Source organism: Acidiphilium iwatense (assembly GCF_021556475.1).
Lineage (GTDB): Bacteria > Pseudomonadota > Alphaproteobacteria > Acetobacterales > Acetobacteraceae > Acidiphilium > Acidiphilium iwatense.
The window spans coordinates 29,318-49,143 of record NZ_JAKGBZ010000004.1; the positions used below are offsets into that span (position 1 = coordinate 29,318).

The 19,826-nt window shown below is 66.9% G+C and carries 15 protein-coding genes and 1 tRNA gene; 11 read left to right on the forward strand and 5 right to left on the reverse strand.

Annotation, left to right across the window (positions count from 1 at the left end; all coding sequences use genetic code 11):
- Nucleotides 1-25 precede the first annotated feature (25 nt).
- Both L2A60_RS03345 and hslO read right to left on the reverse strand, forming a co-directional pair.
- The gene (locus L2A60_RS03345; RefSeq protein WP_235702960.1) at nucleotides 26-682 is read right to left on the reverse strand and encodes a YajG family lipoprotein; all 657 of its coding nucleotides are present in this window, start codon (nucleotides 680-682) and stop codon (nucleotides 26-28) included.
- A complete protein-coding gene (gene hslO, locus L2A60_RS03350; protein ID WP_235702961.1) occupies nucleotides 679-1,641 on the reverse strand; it encodes an Hsp33 family molecular chaperone HslO in 963 nt (320 codons plus the stop codon). Before hslO ends, L2A60_RS03345 begins: the two co-directional genes overlap by 4 nt.
- A 107-nt stretch (nucleotides 1,642-1,748) precedes the next feature.
- On the opposite strand from hslO, the gene rfaE1 reads away from it, so the two are divergent.
- Complete coding sequence (rfaE1, locus tag L2A60_RS03355) at nucleotides 1,749-3,209, forward strand: D-glycero-beta-D-manno-heptose-7-phosphate kinase (protein WP_235702962.1); 1,461 nt, start codon at nucleotides 1,749-1,751, stop codon at nucleotides 3,207-3,209.
- A 21-nt stretch (nucleotides 3,210-3,230) separates the two neighbouring features.
- On the opposite strand, the gene gltB is transcribed toward rfaE1, so the two are convergent.
- The 3 genes from gltB to L2A60_RS03370 all read right to left on the reverse strand — a co-directional run bounded on the left by gltB (nucleotide 3,231) and on the right by L2A60_RS03370 (nucleotide 10,416).
- A complete protein-coding gene (gene gltB, locus L2A60_RS03360) occupies nucleotides 3,231-7,781 on the reverse strand; it encodes a glutamate synthase large subunit (RefSeq protein ID WP_235702963.1) in 4,551 nt (1,516 codons plus the stop codon).
- A gap of 5 nt (nucleotides 7,782-7,786) precedes the next feature.
- The gene (locus L2A60_RS03365; RefSeq protein ID WP_235702964.1) at nucleotides 7,787-9,238 is read right to left on the reverse strand and encodes an NAD(P)-dependent oxidoreductase; all 1,452 of its coding nucleotides are present in this window, start codon (nucleotides 9,236-9,238) and stop codon (nucleotides 7,787-7,789) included.
- Between the two features lie 188 nt (nucleotides 9,239-9,426).
- Complete coding sequence (locus L2A60_RS03370; protein ID WP_235702965.1) at nucleotides 9,427-10,416, reverse strand: complex I NDUFA9 subunit family protein; 990 nt, start codon at nucleotides 10,414-10,416, stop codon at nucleotides 9,427-9,429.
- Nucleotides 10,417-10,566: 150 nt separating this feature from the next.
- On the opposite strand from L2A60_RS03370, the gene L2A60_RS03375 reads away from it, so the two are divergent.
- The 10 genes from L2A60_RS03375 (at nucleotide 10,567) to L2A60_RS03420 (ending at nucleotide 19,699) form a co-directional block, all read left to right on the forward strand.
- Nucleotides 10,567-10,652, forward strand: a tRNA-Leu gene (locus L2A60_RS03375).
- A gap of 38 nt (nucleotides 10,653-10,690) precedes the next feature.
- The gene (locus L2A60_RS03380; protein WP_235702966.1) at nucleotides 10,691-11,344 is read left to right on the forward strand and encodes a ribonuclease D; all 654 of its coding nucleotides are present in this window, start codon (nucleotides 10,691-10,693) and stop codon (nucleotides 11,342-11,344) included.
- A 78-nt stretch (nucleotides 11,345-11,422) separates the two neighbouring features.
- Nucleotides 11,423-12,457, forward strand: a complete 1,035-nt coding sequence (locus L2A60_RS03385; protein ID WP_235702967.1) for a KpsF/GutQ family sugar-phosphate isomerase — start codon at nucleotides 11,423-11,425, stop codon at nucleotides 12,455-12,457.
- Between the two features lie 7 nt (nucleotides 12,458-12,464).
- A complete protein-coding gene (gene lptC / locus L2A60_RS03390; RefSeq protein WP_235702968.1) occupies nucleotides 12,465-13,187 on the forward strand; it encodes an LPS export ABC transporter periplasmic protein LptC in 723 nt (240 codons plus the stop codon).
- A complete protein-coding gene (locus tag L2A60_RS03395; RefSeq protein ID WP_235702969.1) occupies nucleotides 13,184-14,155 on the forward strand; it encodes an LptA/OstA family protein in 972 nt (323 codons plus the stop codon). Before lptC ends, L2A60_RS03395 begins: the two co-directional genes overlap by 4 nt.
- On the forward strand, nucleotides 14,152-14,928 hold the full coding sequence (lptB, locus tag L2A60_RS03400; RefSeq protein ID WP_235702970.1) for an LPS export ABC transporter ATP-binding protein: 777 nt from the start codon (nucleotides 14,152-14,154) through the stop codon (nucleotides 14,926-14,928). The genes L2A60_RS03395 and lptB overlap by 4 nt, the downstream gene beginning before the upstream one ends.
- 228 nt (nucleotides 14,929-15,156) lie before the next feature.
- Nucleotides 15,157-15,831: a 50S ribosomal protein L25/general stress protein Ctc gene (locus tag L2A60_RS03405; protein ID WP_235702971.1), complete on the forward strand. Its 675-nt coding sequence runs from the start codon at nucleotides 15,157-15,159 to the stop codon at nucleotides 15,829-15,831.
- A 9-nt stretch (nucleotides 15,832-15,840) separates the two neighbouring features.
- Entirely contained in the window at nucleotides 15,841-16,419 is a 579-nt protein-coding gene (gene pth, locus L2A60_RS03410; protein ID WP_235702972.1) for an aminoacyl-tRNA hydrolase, read from the forward strand.
- Nucleotide 16,420: 1 nt separating this feature from the next.
- Entirely contained in the window at nucleotides 16,421-17,515 is a 1,095-nt protein-coding gene (ychF, locus tag L2A60_RS03415) for a redox-regulated ATPase YchF (RefSeq protein ID WP_235702973.1), read from the forward strand.
- Between the two features lie 24 nt (nucleotides 17,516-17,539).
- Complete coding sequence (locus L2A60_RS03420; RefSeq protein ID WP_235702974.1) at nucleotides 17,540-19,699, forward strand: primosomal protein N'; 2,160 nt, start codon at nucleotides 17,540-17,542, stop codon at nucleotides 19,697-19,699.
- The last annotated feature ends 127 nt before the right edge of the window (nucleotides 19,700-19,826 follow it).

A 19,826-nucleotide genomic window follows, 5' to 3' on the forward strand; every position in this document is an offset into this window, starting at 1 on the left:
AGCCAAGGCTACGTTCCGCTGTTTTTCAATCGGACGGCGTGGGCAGCGGTTCCGCCTGGATGCCGCTATTGCCCGAATAGGGCGGCGGGGTCGCCGAGGCCGGCGCCATGCCGACGCCCGGCGCATAGGCGAGCCAGTCCGGCAGGCTCTTCTGGATCTGGTATTGCAGCTCGACATTCATGTCGGCCATCATCCGCTTGGTCAGGTCGTAGAGGGCGGCGCGCATCCGGTCCGGGCTCTCGTTCGACGGCGCGGTGGTGCTGCGCGACACCGTGGCATCGGCATAGCCGGCGCGCTGGCCGTTGCTGGCGCGGACATCCAATTCCACCGTCATCGTGCCGTCCAGCATGTCGCCAACCTGATCGAGCGCGGCGCGCTTGATGACGAACACGGCGGCGCCGGGACTGCCATCCGCGACCAGGCGTTCCTGCGCCATGCGTGCAAGCGCCGAGGCGGGCGCTTCCGGTGCCAGGGTGATCATCTGCGCCGCGTTCGGGCCGGGCAGGTATTCGTCGCGCACCTGAACGCTCGCCACCTTCAGGGTGATCGGCGGCAAATAGGAATAGTCGAGCGGCGGGAAACTGGTTGGCACCGGCGGCCCGCTCGAACACGCGGCGAGACCGAGCGGGACGGCGAGCAGGGCGGAAGCGAGCAGCCTGCGCGTCATTTTCGGGCGGGTCATCTCGATGTCTCCTGGCGTTCGGCGGGTCCGCTGGCTTCGATATCGGCGCGCGGGAACCGGAAATCGACATTGCAGAATTCGCAGGTCATGGTGATCGTCCCATCGACGGTCATATGGTCCAGATCCTCCTCGGAAAATCCGCCGAGCACATCCGCAAGGCGGGCACGCGAACAACGGCAGCCATAGGCGAGCGCGCGCGGGCGGTCCACCGCGACGCCTTCGCCGTGAAACAGTCGGTAGAGCACCCGGTCGGGCGGCAGCGAATCGTCGAGCAGTTCGGCCTCGGTGATCGTCGCGGCAAGAATTTTCGCGGTGCGCCAGGATTCTTCCTGCGCGGCCTCGGACAAAGCAGGGTCGATGCCGCCGGCACCGGCGATCCGCTCGAGGATCAGCGCGGCGGCGCGCCAGCCACCTGGCGTTTCGGCGCAAGCGAGATGGATCGCGCAAGGGAGCTGTTCGCTGGTGGAAAAATAGTGCAGTACCATGTCCGCGAGGCTGTCGCCTTCCAGGCTGACGATGCCCTGGTGGCGCTCCATGTCCGGGCCCTGATCGACGGTGAAGGCGAGAAACCCGTCGCCCATCAAGGCGCGGGCGGTTGGGGTTTCCGGGAGTTCGGCGGCGTCGGCGAGCCGGGCATAGCCGCGCAGCGCGCCGGATTCGGTGCAATCGGCGAGCAGGAGCGGCACCGCGCCGTCGCCTTTCGCCTGGAGCGAGAAGGTGCCGGAGAATTTCAGCGCGGTGGCGAGGCCGGCGACCAGGGCCAGAGCCTGGCCGAGCAAGGCGCGCACCGGCGGCGGATGGTCGTGGCGGGTCAGCAGCGCATCGGCGAGCGGGCCGAGGCGCACCAGGCGGCCGCGCACCGGCTGTTTCGGCAGAAAGAAGGGCGTGACGCCGCGCGGCACCGAAAGATCCGGCACGTCGGGGCGGTTGCGGTCGAGAAACGGCGGCAGGTCGGTCATAGGGCTTAGATAGAGGCTTGCGCGCGGCTTTGCCATTGCCCGGCGGTCCGATCGCCATGCGGTTGAAACCGCTTGCCGGGCGCGGCCGCGCAAGCTAGCGATACGGCATGACCGAGCATGACGACGGCGACCTGATCGCGGCGATCCAGACCCTTTCGCGCGCGAGCGTGCTGGTGGTGGGCGATCTGATGCTCGATCGCTACGTCTATGGCCTGGTTGCGCGGGTCAGCCCGGAGGCGCCGGTGCCGATCCTGACCGTCTTGCGCGAGATCGCGATGCCGGGCGGCGCGGGCAATGTGGTGCGCAACCTGACCGCGCTGGACGCCGCGACCGCTTTCGTCTCCGTGGTGGGCGACGACCAGGAAGGGTCGGACCTGACCGCGCTGATCGGCGGGCAGCCGAATGTCGAGCCCTGGCTGCTGGTGGAGAACGGGCGGGCCACCACGGTCAAGACGCGCTATATCGCGGCGGGGCAGCATCTGATCCGCGCCGACCGGGAACGGACCAGCGTGCTGCCGGAAAAACTCGCCGAGCGGCTGCTGCGCATCGCGAACGATGCGATGGCGGCGACGACGGTGACGGTGCTGTCCGATTATCGCAAGGGCGTGCTGGCGCCCTCGCTCGCGCGCGCGCTGATCGCGGCCGCGAAGGCGATCGGCCGGCAGATCGTGGTCGACCCCAAAGGGGCCGACTGGTCGCACTACGCGGGCGCGGACGTGATCACCCCCAACCGGCGCGAATTGGGGGAAGCGGTGGGGCGGGAACTGGCCGATGAGAACGCGATTGTCGATGCGGCGCGGGAGATGATCGGGCGGTTCGGCTTCGGCGCGGTTCTGTGCACCCGCGCCGAGGACGGCATGAGCCTGATTTCCGGCGAAATCGTGCGGCATTATCCGGCCGAGGCAGCGGAAGTTTATGACGTGTCGGGCGCGGGCGACACGGTGGTTGCGGCGCTGGCGGCGGGGCTGGCGGCCGGATTGCCGCTGACCGTGGCGGCGCGGATTTCGAACATCGCCGGCGGGCTGGTGGTGGGCAAGGTCGGCACCGCCGTGGCACGGCCGAACGATCTGATCGACGCGGTGAAGCCCGCCTCCGGCGCGCTGCGCAAGGTGGTGACGCGGCAGGCCGCCGCCGAGGCCGCCGAGCGCTGGCGCCAGCGCGGCTGGCGAGTCGGCTTCACCAATGGCTGCTTCGATCTGCTGCATCCGGGCCATGTGCATCTGCTCGAACAATGCCGGGCCGCGTGCGACCGGCTGATCGTCGGGATGAACGCCGACGCCTCGGTGCGGCGGCTGAAAGGGGCCTCGCGCCCGGTGCAGCCGGAGGCGGCGCGCGCGGCGGTGCTGGCCTCGCTCGCCAGCGTCGATCTGGTGGTGATCTACGAGGAGGATACGCCGCTCGAATTGCTGGATGCGATACGGCCCGATCTGCTGGTGAAAGGCGCGGATTACACGCACGATACGGTGGTTGGGGGGCGCGAGGTGGAATCCTGGGGCGGGCGGGTGATGCTGGCCGAGCTGCTGCCCGGCCATTCCACCACGGCGACGGTCACGCGCCTGAGACGATAGTCGTCAATTGTTAGTGGACCGCTATTCCGCCGGGATGCGTTCGGCCTCCTCGGCGCGCAGCGGTACCGGCAGGAATTTGGCGTAGTCGCGCGGCACCACCATCCAGCACCTGGCAAGCGTGCGGCCCCACGCGTTGAGCAGCATTTCGGCGTAGCGGCTCTGGGTTTCGCGCGCGTGCTCGGCCACCAGGCTTTTCAGATGATCGGCCCAGTAGGGTTCGGTCACCCGATCCCACAGCAGGCTTTCCGGGTTGATGCGCAACTCGAACGTATCGTCTTGGTCATGGACGAAGGCGATGCCGCCGGTGAAGCCGGCACCGAAATTGTCGCCGACCGGCCCGAGAATCGCGACGGTGCCGCCAGTCATGTATTCGCAGGCGTTGGAGCCCGCGCCTTCGATGACGGCGACGGCGCCGGAGTTGCGCACGGCGAAGCGCTCGCCGGCCTGCCCGGCGGCGAACAGCTTGCCGGAGGTCGCGCCATAGAGCACGGTGTTGCCGATGATCGTGTTGTGGTTGCTCGCGATATTCGATGACGGCGGTGGGCGGACCACGATGGTCGCACCCGACAGCCCCTTGCCGACATAGTCGTTGGCGTCGCCGAAGACTTCCAGCTTCAGCCCCTGCACCGCGAAGGCGCCGAGCGACTGGCCGGCCGAGCCGCGCAGGCGCACGGTGACGTGATCGGGCTGGAGTTTCACGCCGCGCAGATTGCGGACGATGCGCGAGGAGAATTTGGTGCCGATCGCGCGATGCGTATTGCGGATGCCGTATTGCAACTGCATTTTTTCGCCGCGCTCGAAGAAGGCGCCGGCATCTTCGATCATTTGCGCATCGAGCGATTCGGGAACCTCGTTGCGGCCTTCCAGCGTGCAGTATCGCGCATAGGGACCTGGATCGGCCTGGGCGAGAATCGCGTTGAGGTCGAGATCGTCGAGAATTTCCGAGCCGCGCGAAACCTGGTGCAGGAGGTCGGTCCGGCCGATGACATCGGCAAGGCGCCTGACGCCGAGCGAGGCGAGGATGTGGCGGACATCCTCGGCGACGAAGGAGAACAGGTTGATGACCTTCTCGGGCGTGCCTTCGAACTTCGCGCGCAACGCCTCGTTCTGGGTGCAGACGCCGACTGGGCAGGTATTGGAGTGGCACTGGCGCACCATGATGCAGCCCATCGCGACGAGCGAGGCGGTGCCGATGCCGAATTCCTCGGCCCCCAGCATCGCGGCGATGACCACATCTCGCCCGGTCTTGATGCCGCCATCGGTACGCAGCCGCACCTTGTGGCGCAGCCGGTTGAGCATCAGCACCTGATGCGCTTCCGACAATCCCATTTCCCAGGGCAGGCCGGCATATTTGATCGAGCTTTGCGGGGAAGCGCCGGTGCCGCCGGAATGACCGGAAATCAGGATCGCGTCGGCTTTCGCCTTGGCGACACCCGCGGCGATGGTGCCGATACCGGAGCGCGAGACCAGCTTGACGCACACGCTGGCCTGCGGGTTGATCTGCTTGAGATCGTAGATGAGCTGGGCGAGATCCTCGATCGAGTAGATGTCGTGATGCGGCGGCGGGCTGATCAGCATGACGCCCGGCGTCGAATGGCGCAGCTTGGCGATCAGCTCGGTGACCTTGAAGCCGGGCAACTGCCCGCCCTCGCCCGGCTTGGCGCCCTGAGCGATCTTGATCTCGATCTCGCGGCAGTTGTTGAGATATTCGGCGGTGACGCCGAACCGTCCCGAGGCGATCTGCTTGATCGCCGACGCGGCGTTATCGCCGTTCGGGCGCGGCCTGGCGCGTACGGGATCTTCGCCGCCCTCGCCCGAATCGGAGCGTGCGCCGATCCGGTTCATCGCGATCGACAGGGTTTCATGCGCTTCGGGCGACAGGGCGCCGAGCGAAATGCCTGGAGACAACAGGCGTTTTCTGATTTCGGTGATGCTCTCGACCTCATCGACCGGAATCGGCGTGCGGCCTTCGCTGCGGAATGCCAGCAGGTCGCGCAGCGCCACCGGCGCGTGGCTGTTCACCGCATCGGCGTATTTGCGATACAGGGTGAAACTGTCGGTGGCGACGGCGGTTTGCAGCAGATGCACCATGTCGCCGTCGAACGCATGGGTTTCGCCGTTGCGGCGCAGGCGATAGGCGCCGCCCACCGGCAGGGTGATCACATCGCTGTTCCAGGCGGTTTCGTGCAATTCGATCAGCTTGTGCGCGATGCCGGGCAGGCCGATGCCGGAGATGCGCGACAGCATGCCGGGAAAAAATTCGGCCACCAGCGCGCGCGACAGGCCGATCGCCTCGAAATTATAGCCGCCGCGATAGGAGGAGATGACCGAAATGCCGAGCTTCGACATCACCTTGAGCAGTCCCTTGTCGACCGCCTTCTTGTAGCGGCCGACGCAGTCCTTCAGCGTGAGATTGCCGAACAGCCCGCGCCGGTGACGGTCGGCGATGCTTTCCTGGGCGAGATAGGCGTTGATCGTGGTCGCGCCAACGCCGATCAGAACGGCGAAATAATGCACGTCCATGCACTCCGCCGCGCGCACATTGACACTGGTGAAGGTGCGCAGGGATTGCCGGACCAGATGGGTATGGACCGCACCGGTCGCCAGGATCATCGGGATCGGCACACGGTCCGCGCAAAACGCCTCGTCAGTCAGAATGACATGGGTGCAGCCCGCGCGCACGCCCTCCTCGGCCTCGCGGCGAATGCGCTCGATCGCGGCGCGCAACCCGCCTTCGCCATCCGCGACCGGGAAGGTGCAATCGACCACGCAGGCGGCCTCGCCCATGGTGCGGCGCATCGCGTCGAATTCGGCGGTCGAGAGGACCGGGCTTTCGAGCTGCAGCAGATCGCACTGCTCGGAATCCTCGTCGAGCACGTTGCCGAGATTGCCGAGCCGGGTTTTCAGCGACATCACCCGCGATTCGCGCAGGGAATCGATCGCCGGGTTGGTGACCTGCGAAAAACTCTGGCGGAAATAATGATGCAGCCCGCGATAACGCTCCGATAGAACCGCGATCGGCGTGTCGTCGCCCATCGAGCCGACCGCCTCGTTCGCGTCCTCCACCATCGGGTGCAGGATCAGTTCCAGTTCCTCGAGCGTGGTGCCGACCCCCAACTGACGCCGGCGCAATTCCTCGCCGCCGAACTGCACCGGCTCGGGCGCGTCGGTTTTCACGATATGATCGATCACCGTGATGCGCCTGGTCCAGGCGCCGAAATCCTGCCGCGCGGCAAGCACGTCCATGATTTCGTCGAAATGATAGAACCGCGCCTCGTCGAGATCGACGGCGATGGTCTCGCCGGGGCCGACCCGGCCACGCTCGATGATCCGGCTTTCATCGAGCTTGACCATGCCGGTTTCAGACCCGACGATCAGCATGCCATCGTTCGTCCGCGTGTAGCGCAGCGGGCGCAGGCCGTTGCGGTCGAGCCCGGCGAGCACGAAACGCCCATCGGTCGCGGTGATCGCGGCCGGCCCGTCCCACGGTTCCATCACCGCGTTGCAATAGAGCACGAGATCGCGATGTGCCTGTTTCATCGTCGCATCCGCGCCGATGGAGGGCGGGATCATCAGCGTCTTTGCCATCGGCGCGTCACGGCCGCCATGCACGAGCAGTTCGAAGACAGCATCGAGCGTCGCGGTATCGGAGCCGCCGGCCTGGATGACCGGCTTGATGTCGTCGAGATGATTGTTCAGCATCTCGGCGGCGAGCCGGGTTTCGTGGCTTTTCATCCAATTCACGTTGCCGGCCAGCGTGTTGATTTCGCCGTTATGGGCCAGCATGCGGAACGGCTGGGCGAGCCGCCAGGTGGGAAACGTGTTGGTTGAATAGCGCTGATGGTAGATCGCGAATCGCGAGATGAAGCGCTCGTCCAGCAGATCGGGGTAGAATTCGGTCAGGCTTTCCGCGAGGAACATGCCTTTGTAGATGATCGACCGGCAGGACAGCGAGCAGATATAGAGTTCCGGGATCTGGGCCGCAATCGCGGCTTTCTCGATGCGCCGGCGGATGATGAAGAGATCGCGCTCGAAATCCGGCTCGGCCTTGCCGAGCGCGTTCCAGACCATGATCTGTTCGATTTCCGGGCGCGTGGCATTGGCTTTCTCGCCGATGCAGGACACGTCGATCGGCACCTGGCGCCAGCCATAGATGCGGTAGCCGAAATTGAGGATTTCGGTTTCGATGATCTGCCGGCAGCGTTCCTGCGCGGAAAGATCGGTTTTCGGCAGGAACACCATGCCGACCGCGACCGGCCCCTGGCGCATCCGGTCGCCGCCGCGCTCCACCGCCTCGGCGAAGAAATCCTGAGGGATTTCCACATGAATTCCCGCACCGTCGCCGGTCTTGCCGTCGGCGTCCACCGCGCCGCGATGCCAGACCGCCTTGAGCGCGTCGATTCCGGCGACCACCACGTCGCGCCGCTTGCGACCGTCGAGTGCCGCGATCAGGCCGACGCCGCAGGCATCGTGCTCCTGCGACGGATCGTAGCTGCCTGTCAGCTTGGCAATGTTGTTCTGCCACGCGGCGAGGAATTCCGTTGCGGTTTCCTGGGCGGTCTCTGGGGTCATTGCCGTCACTCCGCTGCCGTCGCGAAGGCGCTTGCCTCGCGCGCGGCGCTCCGTTCGAGATAGGTGTGCATCGAGGCCGCCGCGTCGCGGCCATCCTTGATCGCCCAGACCACGAGGCTGGCGCCGCGCACGATGTCGCCCGCCGCGAACACGCCGGGCAGTGCGGTCATGAAGCTGCGCGGATCGATTTTCAGCGTGCCCCAGCGGCTGAGCCCGAGGTTCTTTTCGCCGAACGCGCCCGGCAGATCTTCCGGGTCGAATCCGAGCGCCTTGATGACCAGATCGGCCTCGACGGTGAAGGAGGAGCCGGCGATCGGCTCGACCGTCTGCCGCCCCGAGGCGTCGGCGAGGCCGAGATGCATCCTGACCGCGCGGACGGCGGTGACGCTGGTATCGCCGAGAAACGCCTCGGGTGCGGCGAGCCAGGTGAACTTGATGCCTTCATCCTCGGCATTGGACACTTCGCGCATCGAGCCGGGCATGTTGGCGCGGTCGCGGCGATAGAGGCAGGTGACCGAGGTGGCGTCCTGTCTTATCGCGGTGCGCACGCAATCCATCGCGGTATCGCCGCCACCGATCACCACCACGCGCTTGCCCGCGGCATTGAGCAGGCCGGAGTCGAAATCGGGAACCATATCGCCGAGCCCCTTGCGGTTGGAGGCGATCAGGTAATCGAGCGCGGGCACGATGCCGGCAAGGCCGGAACCGGGGGCGGCGATCTCGCGCGCCTTGTAGACGCCGGTTGCGATCAGCACCGCGTCGTGCCGGTCGCGCAGTTCGGTGAAGCTCAGCGCGCCGCCGATATCCTGGTTCAGGTGGAACGCGATGCCGCCATCCGCGAGCCAGGCACGGCGGCGTTCGACAATGGATTTCTCCAGCTTGAAGCCGGGAATCCCGTAGATCAGCAGGCCGCCGACCCGGTCGTGCCGGTCATAGACATGCACTGCATAACCCTGGCGGCGCAGCGCCTCGGCGGCGGCGAGGCCGGCCGGTCCCGCGCCGATAATGCCCACGGACCGGCCGCGTTCGCGGCGCGGGCGGATCGGTCTGACCCAGCCGTTGTCGAACGCGGTATCGGTGATGTAGCGCTCGATCGCGCCGATGGTGACGCTCTCGAAGCCTTTCTCGATGACGCAATTGCCCTCGCAGAGCCGATCCTGCGGGCAGATCCGGCCGCAGATTTCGGGGAAGGTGTTGGTCGCGGCGGAGATTTCGTAGGCTTCCTCCAGCCGTCCTTCGGAGGAGAGCTTCAGCCAGTCGGGGATGTTGTTGCCGAGCGGGCAATGAATTTGACAGAACGGAATGCCGCACTGGCTGCACCGGCTGGCCTGGGCGCGCGCGCCCTCCTGGTCGAATCCGCGATAGATTTCCGCGAAATCCGCGCGCCGTTCGCTCACCCCGCGCTTGGCCGGCGGACGCTGGGGAAGACGCACGAATTGCTGCATGTGCTCGGCCATTCGGCACAACTCCGTTTCCGTAACTGGGTTTCCGAAGCGTGTTTAGCCGAGCAAAAGGGACGATGCCAGCAATAATCCGCCTATAAGGCAGTTATTATGACCTTTTTTCGTGATTTTCTGCGTTGCGGAAATGTATGGGTGCCGAAATCCTGTAAAATAGGTCCGATTTGTTTCCTATCGTGTTTTCCCTACTCGCGCAGCCCGGCGGGACGATAGCGCCGCAGATAATCCGGCACGATCAGGCGGATCGGCGTGGGCGTAATGCCGAGCGATTGCAGCCCCGAAGCTCCCTCGGCCACCACATTGTCGCGGCGGAGCTGCAGGAGCTGATCGCGGGTCAGCATTTTGCCGGGCAAGCGCTCCAGCAAAGCTGCCTGAACGCCGGCGAGCCAGCGCGGGATCGTGACCAGCGTACGATGCTGGCGGGTTTCCCGGAGGATATCTTCGAGCAGGTCGCGGAAGCTGTGAATGTCCGGGCCGCCGAGCTCGAAAATCCGGCCGGCCGCGTCCGGCCGGCCGATCGCCGCCATCACCGCATCCGCGACATCGCCGACATAGACCGGCTGGAACCGCGTTTGTCCCTCGATCACCGGCAGGATCGGCGAGACCGTCGCCATCCGGGCGAATCGGTTGAAGAACTGGTCTTCCGGCCCGAACACGATGGAGGGGCGCAGGATGACGGCTTGCGGGAAAGCGGCGCGCACCGCAGCCTCGCCCATGCCCTTGCTGCTTGCATAAAGGCTCGGGCTCGCGGGGTCGGCGCCGATCGCCGAGATATGGACCAGCGAGCGCACGCCCCCTTCGTTGCCGTTCCAGCGATGCTGTGCATCGCTGGAACCTTTGGCAACTCCGCCCGAAGCCGCGAGCCGGGCCACGGTTTCGGCGCCCTGGCGATGCACCCGATCGAAATCGCCGCGCCGGTGCTCGGCGAGAATGCCGACCAGATTGACCACGCAATCGGCGCCGTCGATCGTGCGTTTCATCGCGGCTTCGTTGCCGAACGGCGCATAGAGCGGCACGATCTGGCCGACCCGGCCGAGCGGCCGCAGGAAGGCGCAGCTTTCGGGATCGCGCGTCGCGGCGCGCACGATATAGCCGCGATCAGCCAGATGTTTCACCACATAGCGGCCGATGAAGCCGGACGCGCCGAATACCGTTGCGATCATGCGGGGGTCCATGGTTGCTCCTGACACAGCATATGGTGAGGCTGGTTGCATGATTGCAGCGCTCAGGACAACCGCGCCCCTACATTGACGCACCGGCGCGGCTTCGCTACAGCCCTGGCCAGCGGGACGGGCCGGTTCGGCGCCGTTCATCGAAGCCCCCTTGCCCAGGTGGCGGAATGGTAGACGCGCAGGTTTCAGGTACCTGTGGCCGCAAGGCTGTGGAAGTTCGAGTCTTCTCCTGGGCACCAGGGTTTTTCCGAGACATGATGTTCGGTGTGATGAAACCATGAGCCAGACGCAATTCGCCGCCGGGGCGACCATCCATATCCATCGTCACGATCTGCCGGACGGTGTCGATTTCGGCGCGATGGCCGCGATCGATACCGAGACGATGGGGCTCGATCCGCGCCGCGACCGGCTCTGTCTGGTCCAGCTATCGGCGGGGGACGGGGTGGCGCATCTGGTGCAGATCATCCCCGAGACGCTGGGCGGACGCGGCGCCGATTGCCCGAACCTCAAGCGCCTGCTGACCGATCCTGCCGTGACCAAGCTGTTCCATTTCGCAAGATTTGATGTCGCGGCCCTGTGCCAGGGCCTGGGCGCCGTGACGGCGCCGGTGATCTGCACCAAAATCGCCTCGAAGCTGGTGCGCACCTATACCGACCGGCACGGGCTGAAGGATTTGTGCCGCGACCTGATCGGGGTGGAATTGTCTAAGCAGCAGCAGACCAGCGACTGGGGCGCCATTGATCTCAGCCCCGAGCAATGCGCCTATGCCGCATCGGACGTGCTGCATCTTCATGCGATCTGGGCGCGGCTCGATGCGCTGCTGAAGCGCGAAGGACGGCGCGATATCGCCCAGGGATGCTACGATTTCCTGCCGATGCGCGCCCGGCTCGACCTGCTCGGCTATGACGAGCCGGACATCTTCAGTCACTGATCTCTTGCCGCGCGATTACATTTGGTTGCGCCGAGTTGAGTTGACCCGGCGCGCCGCATCGTCTCATACAAAGATATGATGACCAGCCAGACCGTGCGCCGGACGGAGACGCGGAGCCGCGCCGACCGATCGCCCGGCGAAATCGCATCCGATGTGCCGGAACTGGAGATCGCCCGCGACGTGCTGATGACCGAGGCGGCGGCGCTGTCCGCGCTGGCGGATTCGCTCGGGGCGCCGTTCGCCGCCGCGATGGACGTGCTGCACGGCGTCGCCGGGCGGGTGGTGGTGACCGGCATGGGCAAATCCGGCCATGTCGCGCGCAAGATCGCCGCGACCCTGGCTTCGACCGGCACGCCGGCTCTGTTCGTGCATCCGGCGGAAGCGAGTCACGGCGACCTCGGCATGATCGTGCCGGGCGATGCGGTGCTCGCTTTGTCCAATGGCGGCGAGGCGGCGGAACTCGCGGCGATCGTCACCCATGCGCGGCGCTTCGCGCTGAAGCTGATCGCGATCACCGCGCGGGCGGACAGCACGCTGGCGCGCGCCGCCGACCTGGTTCTGCTGCTGCCACCCGCCCCCGAGGCCGGGCCGATCGGCCTGGCGCCGACCACCAGCACGACGATGCAGATGGCGCTCGGCGATGCGCTGGCGGTGACGCTGATGATGCGCCGGCGGTTGACCGCCGCGGAATTCGGCCAGTTCCATCCGGGCGGCACGCTCGGCGCCCGGCTCAAGCGGGTGCGCGAACTGATGCATGAAGGTGACGCGGTGCCGCTCGCCGGGCCGGAGACCACGATGGACCGGGCGATTTTGCGGATCACCGAAAAGCATTTCGGCTGCCTCGGCGTCGTCGATGCCGAGCGGCGGCTGCTCGGGATCGTCACTGACGGCGATCTGCGCCGCGCCATGGCGCCCGAACTGCTGGGGCGGCGGGTCGATGCGGTGATGACAAGCGAGCCGCGGGTGATCGGGCCGGACGCGCTCGCCGAGGAGGCGCTGCACGATATGACCGCGCTGGTGCCGAAAGTGACCAGCCTGTTCGTGGTCGACGCGGAGCGGTGCGTGCTCGGCATCGTGCATATCCACGATCTCTTGCGCGCCGGTGTGGCATGAGGCGCGCATGACCCCGCCGAATCCGGCAGGCAAACCGGCCAAGGCGGCGGCGCTGCTGTCGATCGACGGCGTGTTCGCGACGCTCGCGCGGACCCGCGACGAGCAGCGTGCCCTGCTCGGCCGGCACCGGCGCACTGTATCGATCGCGAAATTCGTGCTGCCCGCACTGGCGGCGGTGCTGCTGGTTGCGCTGGCGGTGTTTCCGAACCTGCGCAGCGGGGCGAATTTCGGGCGCATCTCCTATAAGAAGCAGACCACGGCGCATAAGACCCCGCTGTCGCGCATGAGCGTCGCGCGCTATCGCGGGGTCGACGCGCAGGGCCAGAAATTCACCGTCACCGCGAAACACGCCTTGCAGATCAGCGAGAACCGGCTGAGCCTGACCCGGCCCAAGGGCGATATCATGCTGAATTCCGGCGCCTGGCTGATGCTGAATGCCAGAACCGGCCTGTATCACCAGAAAACCCAGATGCTCGGACTCGCCGGCAAGGTGACGCTGTATCGCGCCGACGGCACCACGCTCCGCACCCACCGCGCGGCGATCGATCTCAAGAACGACAGCGCAGCGGGCAGCGATCCGGTCTTCGCCTACGGGCCGTTCGGCAAATTGCGGTCGAAGGATGGGTTCGCCGTGCGGGACCGGGGCTCGAAAATCCTGTTCAAGGGCATTTCGCACCTGACCCTCGATCAGGTAAGCGCGCCGCCTTCCGGCACGGGCGGCACGCAGTGACGAAGCACTGCGATGTTATCCTGGGCCTGATCGTGCTGATCGCACCGATCGCCGCGTCCGCGCAGTCGCTCGGCTTCGGCGGCAATTCGGGCGGCACGCCGCAGCCGATCAACATCACCGCGAGCAACGGCATCGCCTGGAACCAGAATGCGCGCACCGTGACCGCAATGGGCAATGCGCAGGCGGTGCGCGGCAAGGTGACCATCACGGCGGATCAATTGATCGCGCATTATCAGCCGAAGCCGGGGCCAAAGCCGGCGGGCGGGGCGGCAGGGACGAAGCCGGCAGCGGCGCCGGATGCGCTTTCAAGCCTCGATTCCGGGGAATCGCAGATCACCCGGCTCGACGCGGTCGGACACGTGCATATTTTCACCAGGACCGACCAGGCCTTCGGCGACCTTGCCGTCTATCACATGGCGCTCGGCGAGCTAGTGCTGACCGGGCATGATCTGAAACTGATTACGCCGAACGATACGGTGACCGCGCGCGACCAGCTCCAGTACTGGTCGAAAGCGCGCAAGGCGGTGGCGATCGGCAATGCGCTGATCGTGGCCAAAGACCATCGCTCGATCGCGGCGGACCGGCTGACCGGATATTTCGTCCCCGGTGCTGCGCAAACGGCGACGCAGAGTTCGGCCAATGCGACGCCCGACCAGTCCGACAAATTGCGCAAGGTGGTCGCCGAGGGGCATGTGGTGGTGCGCACCGCGACCGATATCGCGACCGGCGACCATGGCATTTATCATCCGGCGACCGGCATCGCGATCCTGACCGGCAATGTGCATGTCACGCGCGGACCGAACGAACTGGCCGGGCAGAAAGCGCGGGTCAATACCAAGACCGGCCTCGCCACGCTGCTTTCGGCGCCGGGTCAGCGGGTCGAAGGGCTGGTGCTGCCCAATTCGGCGCCCCCCCCGAAGCAAGGTGCCGCGAAACCGCCGCAATCCGGGGCGAAACCCGCACCATGAAGGAAAAACTGCGCGTGCTGGATGGTGGGTTGCGGGACGGCGGATCGCCCAATGCGGGCCTCATCGCGCGCGGGCTGGGCAAGAGTTTCCGCAAGCGGCCGGTGGTGCGCAACGTCTCGGTCACGCTCCGGCGCGGCGAGGCGGTGGGGCTGCTCGGCCCGAACGGCGCGGGCAAGACGACCACGTTCTACATGATCGTCGGGCTGATCCAGCCGGATACCGGCTCGATCATGCTCGACGGCGCGGATATCTCGGCCCTGCCGATGTATCGCCGCGCGCGCCTCGGCATCGGCTATCTGCCGCAGGAAGCCAGCGTGTTCCGGGGCCTGACCGTCGAGCAGAACATCACGGCGGCGCTGGAGGTGGTCGAGGCCGATCGCGACCGGCGCGATGCGATGCTCGATGCGCTGCTCGCCGAATTCGGCATCGCCCATCTGCGCCGCACCCCGGCGCTGGCGCTGTCGGGCGGTGAGCGGCGGCGGGTGGAGATCGCGCGGGCTCTGGCGACCGGGCCGAGCTATATCCTGCTCGACGAGCCGCTGGCGGGGATCGACCCGATCGCGGTGGGCGAGATTCGCGATCTGGTGGCGCATTTGAAGGATCGCGGGCTCGGGGTGGTGATCACCGACCACAATGTGCGCGAGACGCTGGAAGTGATCGACCGCGCCTATATTCTGCACGACGGCCAGGTTCTGATGGAGGGCCCGCCCGAGGCAGTGGTCGCGCATCAGGATGTGCGGCGGGTCTATCTGGGCGAGCGGTTTATTTTGTAGGGTGGGTTTCGGGTTGTGGGCCAAGGCGGTTTTGAGCCGAAAGTGCACGATGCGCCCACATATGGATTGTTTCCGCCTCGCGAAGCTCGACGTCGCAATGACGGCTGCGCCGTTCGCGATTGTTCCGCCATTTTTCAGGGTTGCTTGCCTTGGGCGGGGCGATCGGCTAATCCGGGCCGCGCCGGCACCCCTGGAGGCCGGCTTTTTCCATTGGATCAGGAGCGACATATGGCCACATTCGAGACCATCACGGCCGAGGATCGCGCGCGGGCCGGCAAGGGGGTGGCGCGGGCGACACGGCGGGACGGCAAGGTGCCGGCGGTGATTTACGGCGCGAAGCAGGAACCCAGCCTGATCGCGCTCGACCCGCGAATCGTGCTGCGCGAACTCAAGCGCGGCGGCTGGCGCTCGCGGCTGTACGAAATCGATACCGGCAAGACCAAGACGCGCGCGCTGATGCGCGACGTGCAGTTCCACCCGGTAACCGATCGGCCCGAGCATGTCGATTTCCAGCGCCTCGCCGCCGGCGAGAAGGTGCGCGTCGCGGTGCAGGTGACCTTCCTGAACGAGGCGATCTCGGTCGGGCTGAAGCGCGGCGGGATGCTCAACGTGGTGCGCCACGCGGTCGAGGTACTGTGCGACCCCGACAGCATCCCCGATCATTTCGAGGCGGATCTCGGCCCGCTCGACATCAACGACAATATACGCTGGCATGATCTGAAAGGCACCGAAGGCGCGCGCCCGACCATCATCGACCGGGATTTCGTGGTCGCGACCGTGGCCGCGCCGACCGTGATCGCCGAGACGGCGCCGGAACCGGCCCAGGCCGCGACCGCGCCGGCACCGGCGAAAGGCGGCCCGGCCAAGGCTGCTGCTCCGGCCAAGCCTGCCGCGAAGAAGTAAAGCCTCGCCGTGAAGCTGTGGGTCGGCCTCGGCAATCCCGAACCGGGGATGGCGCGGAACCGGCACAATATCGGCTTCATGGCGATCGACGTGATCGCCGACCGCCACGGGTTCTCGCCCTGGCGGCGGCGCTTCAGCGGTGTGGCTGCGGAGGGCAGCATCGGCGGCGAGAAGATCATCGCGCTGAAGCCGGCGACCTACATGAACTGCTCCGGCAATGCGGTTCAACCGGCGGCAGCGTTTTTCAAGCTCGCACCGGACGCGATCACGGTGTTCCACGACGAGCTCGATCTGGTTCCCGGCAAGATCCGGGTCAAGCGCGGCGGCGGGGCGGCGGGACATAACGGGCTGCGCAGTATCGACCAGCGGCTTGGCGCGCAGGATTACTGGCGGGTGCGGCTCGGCATCGGCCATCCGGGCGACAAGGCGCGGGTGCATGGCCATGTGCTCGGCAATTTCACCAAGGACGACGAGGACTGGCTGATCGCGACCCTGGAAGCGGTGTCCGACGCGGCGGCGCTGCTCGCGCAGGACAAGCCGGAAGAGTTCATGACCAGGGTTGCGTTGCTGAACAATAACGGAGCGTAGAATGGGCTTCAACTGCGGCATCGTCGGCCTGCCGAATGTCGGCAAATCGACTTTGTTCAACGCGCTGACCGCGACCGTCGCGGCGCAGGCGGCGAATTACCCGTTCTGCACGATCGAGCCGAATATCGGCCGGGTCGCGGTGCCGGACGCGCGGCTGGAGACGCTGGCGAAGATCGGCAAGTCGGCGAAAATCGTGCCGACCAGCCTGGAATTCGTCGATATCGCCGGGCTGGTGCGCGGCGCTGCCAAGGGCGAAGGGCTGGGCAATCAATTTTTGGCCAATATCCGCGAAGTCGATGCGATCATCCACGTGCTGCGCTGCTTCGAGGATGACGACGTGACGCATGTGGAGGGCGGCATCGACCCGCTGCGCGATGCCGAGACGGTCGAAACCGAACTGATGCTGGCCGATCTGGAGAGCTTGCAGAAGCGAGTGCCGAATTTGCAGAAAAAGGCGCGCGGCAACGATCGCGCTGCGGCAGCGGAGCTTGCTTTGGTCGAGCCGATCCTGGCGGCATTGGAGGCAGGCCGGCCGGCACGGGCCGCGATCCCGAAAGGCGAGGACGAGGCAGTGCGGCGACTCAATCTGCTCACCGCGAAGCCGGTGCTTTACGTAAGCAATGTCGAGGAGGCTTCGGCGGCGAGCGGCAATGCCCAATCGGTAAGGGTTGCCGCGATGGCGGCGGCGCAGGGCGCGGCTCATGTGGTGGTTTCGGCGGCGATCGAAGCCGAGGTCGCGCAATTGCCGCCGGGCGAACGCGCCGAGTTTCTCGAAGGGCTGGGGCTGGCCGATTCCGGGCTCGACCGGGTGATCCGCGCGGGCTACGATTTGCTCGGGCTGATCACCTATTTCACCGTCGGGCCCAAGGAAACCCGTGCCTGGACGATCACGCGCGGCACCGCCGCACCGGCGGCGGCGGGAGTGATCCATGGCGATTTCGAGCGCGGCTTCATCGCCTGCGAAACCATCGCCTATGACGATTACGTCACGCTGGGCGGCGAGGCCGGCGCGCGTGACGCCGGCAAGCTGCGAATCGAGGGACGCGCCTATACCGTGCAGGATGGCGACGTTTTGTTGTTCCGCTTCAACGTTTGAGCAGACGGTCACTCGGGGCGGGTCATGATGATCCGCCGGGTCGCGGTCCTGCTGCCTTACCCGTTCGACCGTGCGTTCGACTATGCGGTGCCGGCGGGGATGGAGCTTGTGCCGGGTGCCATCGTGACGGTGCCGCTGGGCAAGCGGATGATGCCGGGCGCGGTGTGGGACGATGTGCCGGACGAAACCCTGCCGGACCGGCGGCTTAAACCGGTCGCCGGGATGTGCGACGCCCCTGCCCTGCCCGCGACGCTGCGCCGCTTCGTCGACTGGGTGGCGCAATACACCATGGCGCCGCGCGGCGAAGTGCTGGCGCTCGCGCTGAAATCCAACCTGCTGCAACGCCCGCCCGAGAGTTTCGGCTGGGCCGCCGGCACGCCGGGCGATCGGCGGATGACGGCTTCGCGCGGTAGGGTACTCGCGGCGCTGGCCGAACTCGACCGGCCGGACACCGTGGCGCTGGCGCAAGCCGCCGGGGTTTCGGCGGGCGTGGTGCGCGCGATGGCCGATGCCGGGTTTCTCGTGCCGGCCCGGCGCGGCGCGGCAACGCCGGCTCCAGATCCCGATCATGCCGCGCCAAACCTGTCCCCGGAGCAGGCAGAGGCCGCCACAGTGCTGCGAAACAGCGTCGCCGCGCGGCGCTTCGGCGTGACCCTGCTGGAAGGCGTGACCGGCTCGGGCAAGACCGAGGTGTATCTGGAAGCGGTTGCCGAGGCGTTGCGGCAAGACCGGCAGGCGCTGGTTCTGCTGCCGGAAATCGCCCTCTCGGCCCAGTTCACCACACGATTCGCGGCGCGGTTCGGCGCGGCACCGACGCTGTGGCATTCCGGCCTGACGCCGTCGGTCCGGCGGGCGAATTTTCACGCCGTGGCGCGCGGCGCGAGCCGGCTGGTGGTCGGCGCGCGTTCTGCCCTGTTCCTGCCTTTCGCCGATCTCGGGGTCGTCGTCGTCGATGAGGAGCACGAATCCGCCTATAAGCAGGAGGACGGCGTGGCCTATCACGCGCGCGACATGGCGGTGGTGCGCGCGCGGCTGGCCGATGCGGCGGCGATCCTGGCTTCCGCCACGCCGAGCCTGGAATCGGCGGTGAACGCGGACTCCGGGCGCTATGCGCATATCACTCTCGCGGCGCGGCATGGCGGCGCGGCATTGCCGGCGATCGCGGCGATCGACCTTCGCGCATTCCCGCCGCCGCGCGGAAAATTCCTCTCCCCTGTGCTGACCGACGCCCTGGCCGCGACCCTGGCGGGGGGCGGTCAGGCGATGCTGTTCCTGAACCGGCGCGGCTATGCGCCGCTGACCCTGTGCCGCGCCTGCGGACACCGGATCACCTGCCCGAACTGCACCGCGTGGCTGGTGGCGCACCGCGCGCCGGCGGGCCTGCTGTGCCATCATTGCGGCCATACCGAGGCCTTGCCGGAAACCTGCCCATCCTGCGGCGCCGCCGAGAGCATGGCGCCGATCGGGCCTGGGGTGGAGCGGATCGCCGAGGAAGCCGCTGAATTGTTCCCCGATATGCGGCGCATCGTGATGGCGAGCGATGCGATCGCTTCGCCCGATGACGCGGCGGCGGCGGCGCGCGCCATTGTCGACCGCGAGGTCGATCTGATCATCGGCACCCAGATGATCGCGAAAGGCTGGCATTTCCCCGATCTGGCGCTGGTGGGCGTGGTCGATGCCGATCTCGGTCTCTCCGGCGGCGATCTGCGCGCCGCCGAACGCAGTGCGCAATTGCTGCATCAGGTGGCCGGGCGCGCCGGGCGCGCGGGAGTGCCGGGACGCGTGCTGCTGCAGAGCTTCGCGCCGGATCATCCGGTGATGCGCACGCTGATCGACGGCGATCTCGCGCAATTTCGCCGCGCCGAAGCCGCGCTGCGCGCCCCCGGCCATTGGCCGCCGTTCGGCCGGCTCGCCGCGCTGATCGTGAGCGCCGCCGATTCCGGGATCGCCGATACGGCCGCGAGCGCCCTCGCCCGCGCCGCGCCGCCGCCGGACGAGGCGCTGGTGCTCGGCCCGGCACCCGCCCCGTTCGCGCTGCTGCGCGGGCGGCACCGGCGCCGCCTGCTGCTGCGCACGCCGCGCAATGTCGCGGTGCAGCCGATCCTGCGCGCGTGGCTCGAACGGGCCGATGTGCCGCGCGCGGCCCGTGTTGATATCGATATCGATCCGGTCTCATTCCTGTGAATGCATGTGTTGCGCGGGCATGGGGGCTATGCTAGTCGCCGCACGCCGGCCGAAAGGGCGGACGGATAGCCGCGCCTGTGATGCCGAGAACGGTCATGGCCGGAATGTTCCGAGGCTGAAACGTCGA

Bases quoted from the DNA above. Each gene is read 5' to 3' on its own strand.
- L2A60_RS03345 (WP_235702960.1), bottom strand. From the start codon at position 682: ATGACCCGCCCGAAAATGACGCGCAGGCTGCTCGCTTCCGCCCTGCTC.
- hslO (WP_235702961.1), bottom strand. From the start codon at position 1,641: ATGACCGACCTGCCGCCGTTTCTCGACCGCAACCGCCCCGACGTGCCG.
- rfaE1 (WP_235702962.1), top strand. From the start codon at position 1,749: ATGACCGAGCATGACGACGGCGACCTGATCGCGGCGATCCAGACCCTT.
- gltB (WP_235702963.1), bottom strand. From the start codon at position 7,781: ATGACCCCAGAGACCGCCCAGGAAACCGCAACGGAATTCCTCGCCGCG.
- L2A60_RS03365 (WP_235702964.1), bottom strand. From the start codon at position 9,238: ATGGCCGAGCACATGCAGCAATTCGTGCGTCTTCCCCAGCGTCCGCCG.
- L2A60_RS03370 (WP_235702965.1), bottom strand. From the start codon at position 10,416: ATGGACCCCCGCATGATCGCAACGGTATTCGGCGCGTCCGGCTTCATC.
- L2A60_RS03380 (WP_235702966.1), top strand. From the start codon at position 10,691: ATGAGCCAGACGCAATTCGCCGCCGGGGCGACCATCCATATCCATCGT.
- L2A60_RS03385 (WP_235702967.1), top strand. From the start codon at position 11,423: ATGACCAGCCAGACCGTGCGCCGGACGGAGACGCGGAGCCGCGCCGAC.
- lptC (WP_235702968.1), top strand. From the start codon at position 12,465: ATGACCCCGCCGAATCCGGCAGGCAAACCGGCCAAGGCGGCGGCGCTG.
- lptB (WP_235702970.1), top strand. From the start codon at position 14,152: ATGAAGGAAAAACTGCGCGTGCTGGATGGTGGGTTGCGGGACGGCGGA.
- L2A60_RS03405 (WP_235702971.1), top strand. From the start codon at position 15,157: ATGGCCACATTCGAGACCATCACGGCCGAGGATCGCGCGCGGGCCGGC.
- ychF (WP_235702973.1), top strand. From the start codon at position 16,421: ATGGGCTTCAACTGCGGCATCGTCGGCCTGCCGAATGTCGGCAAATCG.
- L2A60_RS03420 (WP_235702974.1), top strand. From the start codon at position 17,540: ATGATGATCCGCCGGGTCGCGGTCCTGCTGCCTTACCCGTTCGACCGT.